The sequence below is a fragment of the Candidatus Binatus sp. genome, assembly GCF_036567905.1.
GTDB lineage: Bacteria > Desulfobacterota > Binatia > Binatales > Binataceae > Binatus.
Genome location: NZ_DATCTO010000087.1, coordinates 1 through 9468 on the forward strand (window position 1 = coordinate 1; position 9468 = coordinate 9468).

Consider the following 9468-nt stretch of genomic DNA (forward strand, 5'->3'; position numbering starts at 1 on the left):
CGCCGCTTCATCTCAGTTCCAGGAATTCCGGACTAGCCGGCGGAACCCGGCGACGGAAGCTCCGGCTTCCGGCAGCCGCCGCCGCCGATGCAATTGACGCCAGCGCCGAAATAAATCGTGGCGGCCTTGACCGGAAAGAACAGATAATTGAGCGGCGTCTCGATCGGATCGAACTCCTGCGGCGGGCCCGCCGCCTCGGCCTGAGCCTGCTGCTCGACGCGCTGCTTGGTGTTGGTCTCGACATCCTGGATGCTTGCGAGGCGATCGTCGGAACCGAAGATTGCCGCTTTGCCCGGCTCGAGCCAGACGTAGCGCAACACGCTGACGCCGCTGTGGTTGGGATCGGCGATGTTATCCTTCAGGTCAGGCTGACCCATCGCCTGCACCGCCTGATCGGGCGTCATGCCGGTGTTTAGCACCCCGCTCTTCAATCCGGAGCATGCGACGGCGAATAGGGTGAGCAGCCCAACGGCCGCGCGCGCGAGAAATGTCCGCTGCGTCATCATCGGTATCTCAAGCCTCGTATGGAGCTAACATAACGAAGACATTGGCGGCAACCCGACCTTGTTTCACCGGGATCGTGAGGGACAGGTATATTCTTTCCAGCATCTCGCTTTCACGATGCGAGCGTAAGCGAAGCCGTCGGATGCGGCGATACGGAGTTGCGGCGGTAACGATTTTGGACAACGGCGACGAATTACTTTTTGTGTACGGCACCCTGATGAATCCAGCCGAGCGCGTGATCCTCCTGGGCCGGCCGATCGACGCAAGCCCGGGGCGGATTGCGGGCTACGCGCGCGGCCGCAAGCGCCACTACTTCATCGCAAAGCAAGCGGACGCCGTCACAGATGGCGCAATCCTCGAAGGTCTGAGCGCGCGCGAGCTGGCGATCCTCGACCAATACGAAGAAGTGCCGGCGCTCTACACGCGCGAGCGGATCGAAGTGCTCGCCGCCGACGGGCGCAAAATCGAATGCTGGATTTACCTGCCGACGAGCTGGGCGAAGGACTAATCTCGATAGCGAGCGCCGCGTCCGCCTGTCACTTCACTTCGGCCGGGGGCGGCTTGGGCTGTTCGCCGCGCTTCAAGCCGAACTTGTCGATTCGATATTGCAGAGTCCGATAGCTCATGGCGAGCATTTTCGCCGCCTTTGCGATTACCCAGTCGTTGCGCTCGAGCGCCTGCAGGATTGCGTCGCGCTCGAATGTTTCGAAGTTGAAGCCCTCGCTCGGAATCTCGTACCTGTCGCCGCGCTGACTGTCCCGGCTGCGGCCCGGCTTCTTGCGCGACAGCACTTCATCGGGCAAATCGCGCGGCATCACCTTGTCCCCCTCGCAGAGCAGGATCGCGCGTTCGAGCGCGGACTCGAGCTGGCGCACGTTGCCCGGCCACGAGTAGTCGAGCAGCACCTCCATCGCCTCGCGTCCGATCTCTCTGACGCGGCCTTCGGCAAGATGTCCAAACTTGGCGAGCGCATGATTGGCGAGCAGGGGAATATCGCCGCGCCGATCGCGCAGCGGCGGCAAGGTAACGGTCACGACGTTGATGCGATAGTACAAGTCCTCGCGGAAGCGGCCCTCGCCGACTTCCTCGGCGATGTTGCGGTTGCTGGCGGCGACCAGGCGCACGTCGATGCGAAAGGAGTCGTTGCCGCCGACGCGGCGGAGTTCCTTTTCCTGCAGGACGCGCAGAATCTTCGCCTGCATTCCCTGCGGCAGGTCGGCGATCTCGTCGAGAAACAGCGTCGATTTGTCGGCGCTCTCGAACAGCCCTATTTTGCGCTCGTTGGCGCCGGTGAACGCGCCGCGCTCGTGGCCGAAGAGTTCGTTCTCGATCAAATTGTCGGGGATCGCCGAGCAATTGATCGCGACGAACTGGCGCGCCGCGCGCGGCGACAGCCGATGGATCGCCTTGGCCACGATTTCCTTGCCGGTCCCGCTCTCGCCCTGGATAAGGACCGTGGAATTTGACGGCGCGACTCGCCGCACCAGCCGGATCACTTCCTGGACGGCGGGATCCTGTCCGATTATGCCCTCGATCTCGAAAGTGCCTTCCAGGCGCCGCTTCAGCAGCTGATTTTCCTGCTGCAGGTTGGCGAACTCCGCCGCCTTGGCCACCCTGGTCACGAGTTTCTCGCGATCGGTGGGCTTCTCGAGGTAGTCGAACGCGCCCGCCTTCATCGCCTGCACGACGCTGTCGGTCGAGCCGTGGGCGGTCAGCACCACCACCTGGCTGCCGGGATACGCGCTGCGCACTTTGGCGAGCAGCTCCTCGCCCGACATCCCCGGCATCATGAGGTCGGTCAACACGACGTCGAAACGCGACAGCGCCAGCAACTCGATCGCGCGCTTGCCGACCGCAGCCTCTTCGACTACGAAACCCTCTTCGCGCAAGGTGTCCGCGGTGATCTGGCGTTCGAGGTCGTTGTCTTCAACGACCAGCACTGAGGCCTGGGTCATGATTGTGTCCGTGTACCGCGCTAGGCGGGAAGGTGAAAGTTACCGTGGTTCCGGCTCCGTCCGGGTTGGGTCCGATATCTATAGTACCGCCGTGGGTCTCGACAATCGCCCTCGACAGGAACAGCCCGAGGCCGATTCCTTCGCGCTTGGTGGTGAAAAACGGCTCGAAGACGTGGTTCACGACTTCCGCCTCGATACCCGCGCCGGTGTCCGAAAAAGTAATCACCATCGAGCCGTCCACGCGCCGAAACGCAATCACCATCTTGCCGCCTTCGGGCATCGCCTGGATCGCGTTGGCGACCACGTTGATGAAGCAGGTGCGGAGTTTCTCGGCGTCCACGTTGAGAATCGGCGGCGGGCCGTTGCATTCCTCGACCAGCTCGATTCCCTGGCTTTTCATTTTCGACTCCGACAGCGCCACGACTTCATCCACCAGTTGATGCACGTCGGTGGGCGCCGGGAAAATCTCGATTGGCTTGCCGTAATGCAAAAAGCTTTGCACCAGCTCCGACAGGCGGCGCATCTCGTCCTTCATGATCACGAGCTGGCGCAGAAACGCCTCGCGATCGTTGGGCTGCTGCGGGGCATAGCGCGCGCGGAGCTGATCGAGCGCCAGACTGATAAAGTTCAGCGGGTTTTTGATTTCATGGGCCAGGCCGCCGGCCAATTGCCCCAGCGCCGTGAACCGTTCGAGCCGGTTTAGTTCCTGCTCGCGCTCGCGCGCACGCCGGAGCTGGCCGACCATGTCGTTGAAGCTGCGCGTGAGCAAGCCGATCTCGTCGCGCCGATGCGCCTCGGGGACCGGTTCGAGGCCGCGCGCCGCGATATTCTGCGCCGCGTTGGCGACCGCATGAATGGGCTTGACGTAGCGATCGGCGAGGATGTAGGCGAAGACCAGGCCGATTGCGAAAATCGCAAACGCGATCATCAGCTCACGGGTCCGGCTCTGCGCCAGCGGCTGCGCGAAGTCGCCAAAATTCGCCACCACCTGCACGTAGCCAAGCAGATGATCCTCGACCTCGACCGGAATCAGATAGACGGTCGTCTCCGGCGCGAGCGGACCGAGCTTGCGGGCCGGAATCGTCACCAGGTCCTCAGGATGCTTGAGTTGCTCGGGGGTAAGCCATTCGGCCTGCTTGGGCCGCAGCGCTGCGCCGATAAGATGCGGATTGGAGCTGTTGAGGATCAGATTTTCGCTCGATGCGATCGACACTTCGAGTCCCTTGGTGTGCAGGTCGCCCACGTAGTTGTGCAGCCGATCGCGATCGGTGCCGCCCACCGCAGTCAGCTCCTGCACGCTGATCTGGATCACGCGCGCCAGGTCCTTGACCCTTTCCTGCGTGGTCGCGACGATCGCCGCCTGCGTGCCCAGGCTGACCCACACCTCGGCGCCCAGGGTAAGCCCGAGCAGGCCCATCATCAGCACGATCAGCTTCGCCTTGAGGTTCAGCGCTGGAAAGTATGATTCCATTTTCGAGGTCGCCGGGCAGGCCGGCGCGGCCATGCGATAATTCGACCTATCCGCTCTTGCTCACCGGCTCGTTGGTCTTGCGCAGAACCAGCATCCGGGTCCCGTACACCGCGGCGCTCAGGATCGCCACGATCACGATCAGCCGCTCGAAGCCGCCGATGTATCTGATGATTATCTCGATTTGCTTGCCGAAAATGTAGCCGAGCGTCACGACGACCGGCACCGATATCAGCGCTCCGAGCAGATCATAGAGCAGAAACACCGCCGGGCGCACGCCAAAAGATCCCGCCGACAAATAGATCAAAGCGCGCAGGCCGGCCAGGAATCGCGCGTAAAAGATCGCGCGCGCCCCGTGACGCTGCATGAAACGCTCGATGCGCTCGATCTGATGCTGCCGGCCCGGCCACGCCAGCACGAAGTAGCGCACCAGTCCCGTGCCGAAGCGCCGGCCCATAAAGAACAGCGAATTGTCGCCCGTGACTACGCCCAGCAGCGAGACCACTAGCGTGATCGGGTAGCGGGTGACCCCGCGATGGGCCAAATAGCCGCCCGCGAGCAGCGCCACGTCCTCCGGAATCGGCAGCCCAAGTCCGCACAGCATCAGAACAACGAACAATCCAAGATAAGTGAAGTGTTCGATGTACCCGGAGATCAGCCCGACCAAGCTCAGCTCCCGTGGGCGTAACGCGCGCGCAAGGCGTCGCGGATTCGCTCGACCGGCACGCCCCGGCCTGCCATCGCCTCGGCGTCGTGAGCCTCGCCGACGCAGATCGCGCACCTGCTGCCGTGGGTATCACGGTAGCAATCGAGCAGGTTCTTGTGCCCAATGGCCTTGTCGCAGCCGCAGTAGCAATGCAGTTGCGCCAGCAGCGTGGGATCGCGCCCGGCGATTTCATATGCCTCGCGCACATTGCCCTGGAAATTCTTCGGGTCAAGCGTTATACGCAGCCGCGCCGCAGGATCGGAGGCCGCGGCCATCTGGCCCGCCGACGGCTGCGCCCGAGTCGATACATAGTCGGCGTAAGCGATTGCCACCACCACAACCGCGGCGGCCGCCAGTGCGACAATCCCTTTGACGCCCTTGAACATGAGTTTCTCCGCAGCCGGAAATTATAGCATCTCGATGAATCTTAGGCTTTGATTCGCAAAACTGTATAGCGCGGCTGGGCGATGCGGTCCGCGACGCGTATGCGGCAGGCATTTGAGCATGCCCATCGCGAGAATCCGCCGGCGGAAGTTTCGCCGATCGAGCGGACGGCCCAGGATTAGCGAGTATAGTTCCTCGAATTCGGCGAAGGTGAATTCCCGCGGCAGCAACGCATACGCGATATTCGTGTACTCGAGTTTCGACTTCAACCGCTTGACCGCATACGCAGCCATCAGCGAATGATCGTAGGCAAGCTGCGGCAGATGCGTGACTTCGTACCATCTGCCGGTGGCGTATTTGTCGCACGGCGCGCCGATGCCCTGCGCGTCGGGGATCAACGCCATGTAGGCGACCGATACCACGTGCGCACGCGGGTCGCGCGACGGATCTCCAAACGTGAACAGCTGCTCGAGATAAGCGCCGTGAAGGCCGGTCGAGTCGTAAAGCTCGCGCCGCGCGGCCTCATCGAGCAGTTCCCCCACTCGCACCAGCCCGCCCGGAAACGCCCACCGCCCGCGGCCCGGTCCGCGGCGCAGCTCGACCAGGTAGGTCTGCAGGCGCCCGCCGTTGATCGCGAACAACACCGTGTCCACCGCGACCATCGGCCGCGCCAGCCGTTCGCCGCGCGAAGTGGCGGCCGTGGCGGCTTGTACGTTCGCGCTCAGACGCTCAGCTCGAGCATGCGCTCGAGGGCCCGCTTGGCGCCCGCGCGCACGTCTTCGGAAAGTTCGATTTCGTAGCGCAGATGGCGAAGTGAATCGAGTGTGCCCTCGAGCGTGATCATCTTCATGAACCGGCATAGCTTGCACACCTTGTAGAAGTGCTTGTCGGGAATTTCCATCAGCAGGCGGTCCGAGAGCCCGCATTCCGTCACCACCAGGAACTTGTCGGCATCGCTGCTGCGCGCGTAACCGATCATCGCGCTGGTGGACAGCACCGCGTCGGCCAGCGCAAGCACGTCGCGCCGGCACTCGGGATGCGCAATCACCTTGATCCCGGCAATCGCGCGCTTGACCTTGTTTATCTCGTCGGGAGTTATCTGGTGATGAACGTAGCAGTTACCGTCCCATGAAATTACCCGCTTGCGCGTCTGCCCCTGCACGTAGTTGGCGAGATTCTGATCCGGCACGAACAGGATATTGTCCGAGTCGATCCGCTCGACGATCTTCGCCGCGTTGGATGACGTGCAGCACGCGTCCGACAGCGCTTTGACGTCGGCCGTGCAATTGACGTAGGAGACCACCTTCAGGTCGGGATAAATCTTCAGCAGTTCTTGCTTGCGCTCCGCCAGCCGCTCGGCCGTCACGCTGTCGGCCAGCGAGCATCCTGCCTTCAGGTCCGGGAGCAACACCTTGCGATCGGGATTGAAGACCTTGGCCGTCTCCGCCATGAAGTGAACGCCGCAAAAGACGATCACGTCGGCGTCGCGCACCTCGCGCGCGCTGCGCGCCAGCTCCAGCGAGTCGCCGACAAAATCCGCGACCTCGAAAATCTCCGGCCGCTGATAGTTGTGCGCGAGCACCACCGCGCGCCGCGCCTTTTTGAGCCGCTTGATCTCCGCGATCATGTCCGCGTAGCGCCCGCACGTGTCAGCCGTGTAGCTCTCGTTGCCGAGCACCGCGAGCTTGTCGCGCAGCGCGATCCCGCTAAGCGCCGTTTCAACCGATTGGTTCACCGTGTGTCCTCTTCACCGTTGCCGCCGTTAGTTTGCGTCAATCTGACACTTACTCCAGGCCGGCGGCTTTTGCAAGCCGCTCTCCGGTTGGCGAAAAGGGGCGCCGCTCTGATAAATCAAGTCACAATTGCGCACGCGGATAACGAAACGCCACTTTTTCAGGAGTAATGTAATGGATGAAGTATTGGATCGCGCGATTCCCTGAGCGCCCGATCATGAGCCGTCAAATCGCACTCGCCCTGGTCCGCGACTTGTTCTTCCGCTCGAAGATCGACGCGGTCGCCGCCGCCGCCGGCGCCGAGGTTGGCTACGCCTCGACGCTTGACGCCGTTGCCTCGCGATGCGCCGAATTGAAACCCGCCGTCGTCTTCAGCGATCTTTCAGACGACGCCTTTCCAGCAGTCGAGACGCTGAAACAAATCCGCGCCGGCGCTCCCGGCGCGCGCGCGATTGGATTCGCCTCGCACGTCGATTTGAAGGCGCTGCGCGCGGCCCGCGACGCGGGCTACGAGCTGACGCTGTCGCGCAGCGAATTCACCGCCCGGCTCCCCGACCTGCTGCGCGCCTAAGCGACGATCCGAAATTCCTAGATGCGCCGCGCGATAAACCGCCCCTGCGCGATCTTGCCCGCGCGCGCCATCTCGCCGATGAAGCGGAACCCGTCGATGAGCGCGTCGAGCAACTCGGTGCGGAAGCCGACGATCCGCAGGGCATCGTACCTAAGCTGCAGCTCAATCATGTCGAGATATAAATCCACATAACGCGGAAAGAGTCCGGTGTCTTCGGCGACGCGCACCTCGCAGCCGCTTGCTGACAGCAGCTTGGCGTAGCCCGCAATGTCCTGGACATTGGCGAACGTCATTATGCTTAGAAAGCGCTGGGCTTCGGAATCGGTTAGTCCCGCAGGGCCTTCAACCCAGTCGGTTAACGCAATCACGCCCCCGGGACGAACGATGCGCACCGCCTCCGCAATTAATTTTCGCTTGTCAGGGACGTAGCACCACGCATCTTCGCTCCAGACGAAATCCGCGCTGGCCGAAGGCAGGCCGCTTTGGCAGGCATCGGCGAGAACGAACCGGATTTTATCGTCCAGACCTTCTTCGTGGGTCAGCCGCCGCCCGCGCTCGACGATTGCTTCGGTTACATCCACGCCGACCATCGAGGCGACATTGCGAAAGCGCACCAGAAAGCGCATGTCCGCGCCGTTGCAGCAACAGAGATCGACCCCGTTCATCCCGGCCGCGACTCCGGCGCGATCCGCCAGGTCGATCGACGCCTTCATTCCTCCGATGTGAATTTGCTGCCCGAACATAAGTTGAAAGAGGTCGCCGGGCGCACTGCTATAAACGGAGACGACATCCGCCACCCCGACACCGGCTATGGACTTCATGATTTGCTCGCGGCGCCGGGCTTGCGGGCGCGGACGAAAGCGCTCATGAATTTGCCGTCCGCCATCTGCGCGAATTTCTCCAGGTCTGGATTTTGCGCAAGAAATCCCTGCGCGTCAGCCGCCGTGTAGATCCGCGTCGGTTCCACTTCGATCTGTTCGAATCCGGCCGCAGCGAGCTTCGATTGGTACTCCGACTCTTCCAGCGCCCCGGCGATGCATCCGGCCCACAACTCGACGCGGCGGCGAATCTCGCCGGGCATCTCACCGCGCACCACGATGTCCGAAACGGCGAATCGTCCTCCTGGTTTCAGCACGCGAAACGCTTCGCGCAGCACGCGATCCTTGTCGGCCGAGAGATTGATCACGCAGTTGGAGATGATCACATCCACCGAATTGGCGGGCAGCGGAATATGCTCGATCTCGCCTTTGAGGAATTCGACATTCTCGACGCCCGCTTTGCGCTGGTTATCGCGCGCAAGGGCGAGCATCTCGTCGGTCATGTCGAGCCCGTAGGCCTTGCCGGCAGGCCCCACTCTTCGCGCGGAGAGCAGCACGTCGATCCCGCCACCCGAGCCCAGGTCGAGCACGGTTTCACCCGGCTTGAGCTCGGCGAGCGCGGTCGGATTGCCGCATCCCAGCGACGCTGCAAGCGCCTGGGCGGGAATCGATGCGGTCTCGCCCTCGCGGTAGAGATTCGACGTGATTGGGTTTCCCGCGGGCGCCGCCGCGCCGCAGCATGAGCCGCCCTGATTGGAGACTCGCCGCGCGGCTTGCGCGTACTCTTCCCTGACCTTTTCCCTTATCGATTCATTACTCATCGTGACCTCCATGCCTGCCCGCTTTTTTACGGGATCGGCGATTAGCTGATAGCGAACGATCCGGCGATGCGCCGAGCGTCTGGTGAAGGTCGGCGCAACAGTCCTCGGTCATGAACCGGATCAACTTTGCGGATTTGGGCCAATTGACTGCGTAGTAGATGAATCGGCCCGCGCGATGCGCCGTGAGCAGCCCGCATCGGGTCAACGCGTCGAGGTGATGAGACAGCGTCGAACCCGGCATCCTGACCCGGCGCTTGATCTCGTCCACGCAGGTTCCCTCCGGTCCGGCGCGGACCAGCAGGCGGAAGATCTCGAGCCGGCCGGATTGTCCAAGCGCACTCAGTTGCGAGACAAATTCTTTCACTACGATGATTCTAGTATCATCGAAATATACGCGACGCAAGCCTCTTGCCCCTTATCCTTCTAACAGGGACGAAGTCCCGCGTCTTTTATTAGCATCGGGTGCAGGGGCCACCCCTGCCCAAGGAGGTGTGGAACCCAGGGAGGG

12 protein-coding genes are annotated in these 9468 nt (G+C 62.5%); 2 read left to right on the plus strand and 10 right to left on the minus strand.

Going from position 1 to position 9468, the window contains the following annotated elements:
- Positions 1 to 32: 32 nt before the first annotated feature.
- Positions 33 to 506 carry a hypothetical protein gene (locus tag VIO10_RS13360; protein WP_331965050.1) on the minus strand — a complete coding sequence of 158 codons (474 nt, stop codon included), beginning with the start codon at positions 504 to 506 and terminating at the stop codon, positions 33 to 35.
- Between the two features lie 140 nt (positions 507 to 646).
- Here VIO10_RS13360 and VIO10_RS13365 point away from each other — a divergent pair, with 140 nt between their 5' ends.
- Positions 647 to 1012: a gamma-glutamylcyclotransferase family protein gene (locus tag VIO10_RS13365; protein ID WP_331965053.1), complete on the plus strand. Its 366-nt coding sequence runs from the start codon at positions 647 to 649 to the stop codon at positions 1010 to 1012.
- 28 nt (positions 1013 to 1040) lie between these two features.
- Here VIO10_RS13365 and VIO10_RS13370 read toward each other — a convergent pair whose 3' ends face one another.
- Genes VIO10_RS13370 through nadA form a run of 6 tightly spaced genes read right to left on the minus strand, consistent with a single transcriptional unit; the run spans position 1041 to position 6752 of the window.
- The gene (locus tag VIO10_RS13370; protein ID WP_331965056.1) at positions 1041 to 2459 is read right to left on the minus strand and encodes a sigma-54 dependent transcriptional regulator; all 1419 of its coding nucleotides are present in this window, start codon (positions 2457 to 2459) and stop codon (positions 1041 to 1043) included.
- Positions 2431 to 3930, minus strand: coding sequence for a HAMP domain-containing sensor histidine kinase (locus VIO10_RS13375; protein ID WP_331965058.1), 1500 nt, complete (start codon positions 3928 to 3930; stop codon positions 2431 to 2433). Before VIO10_RS13375 ends, VIO10_RS13370 begins: the two co-directional genes overlap by 29 nt.
- A 46-nt stretch (positions 3931 to 3976) precedes the next feature.
- Positions 3977 to 4594 (minus strand): DedA family protein, encoded by a 618-nt coding sequence (locus tag VIO10_RS13380; protein ID WP_331965061.1) that lies wholly within the window; start codon positions 4592 to 4594, stop codon positions 3977 to 3979.
- A 2-nt stretch (positions 4595 to 4596) separates the two neighbouring features.
- A complete protein-coding gene (locus VIO10_RS13385; protein ID WP_331965064.1) occupies positions 4597 to 5019 on the minus strand; it encodes a CYCXC family (seleno)protein in 423 nt (140 codons plus the stop codon).
- Positions 5020 to 5040: 21 nt separating this feature from the next.
- The gene (locus VIO10_RS13390) at positions 5041 to 5679 is read right to left on the minus strand and encodes an NUDIX hydrolase (protein ID WP_331965067.1); all 639 of its coding nucleotides are present in this window, start codon (positions 5677 to 5679) and stop codon (positions 5041 to 5043) included.
- Positions 5680 to 5738: 59 nt separating this feature from the next.
- Complete coding sequence (gene nadA, locus VIO10_RS13395; protein WP_331965070.1) at positions 5739 to 6752, minus strand: quinolinate synthase NadA; 1014 nt, start codon at positions 6750 to 6752, stop codon at positions 5739 to 5741.
- Between the two features lie 176 nt (positions 6753 to 6928).
- Between nadA and VIO10_RS13400 the strand changes: the two genes are divergently transcribed.
- Positions 6929 to 7321 (plus strand): hypothetical protein, encoded by a 393-nt coding sequence (locus VIO10_RS13400; protein ID WP_331965073.1) that lies wholly within the window; start codon positions 6929 to 6931, stop codon positions 7319 to 7321.
- Positions 7322 to 7338: 17 nt separating this feature from the next.
- Here the strand turns inward: VIO10_RS13400 and VIO10_RS13405 are convergent, their stop codons facing one another.
- Genes VIO10_RS13405 through VIO10_RS13415 form a run of 3 tightly spaced genes read right to left on the minus strand, consistent with a single transcriptional unit; the run spans position 7339 to position 9324 of the window.
- Positions 7339 to 8142: a methyltransferase domain-containing protein gene (locus VIO10_RS13405; RefSeq protein WP_331965076.1), complete on the minus strand. Its 804-nt coding sequence runs from the start codon at positions 8140 to 8142 to the stop codon at positions 7339 to 7341.
- On the minus strand, positions 8139 to 8960 hold the full coding sequence (locus tag VIO10_RS13410; RefSeq protein ID WP_331965079.1) for an arsenite methyltransferase: 822 nt from the start codon (positions 8958 to 8960) through the stop codon (positions 8139 to 8141). The genes VIO10_RS13405 and VIO10_RS13410 overlap by 4 nt, the downstream gene beginning before the upstream one ends.
- Entirely contained in the window at positions 8953 to 9324 is a 372-nt protein-coding gene (locus tag VIO10_RS13415; protein WP_331965082.1) for a metalloregulator ArsR/SmtB family transcription factor, read from the minus strand. The genes VIO10_RS13410 and VIO10_RS13415 overlap by 8 nt, the downstream gene beginning before the upstream one ends.
- Positions 9325 to 9468: the final 144 nt, after the last annotated feature.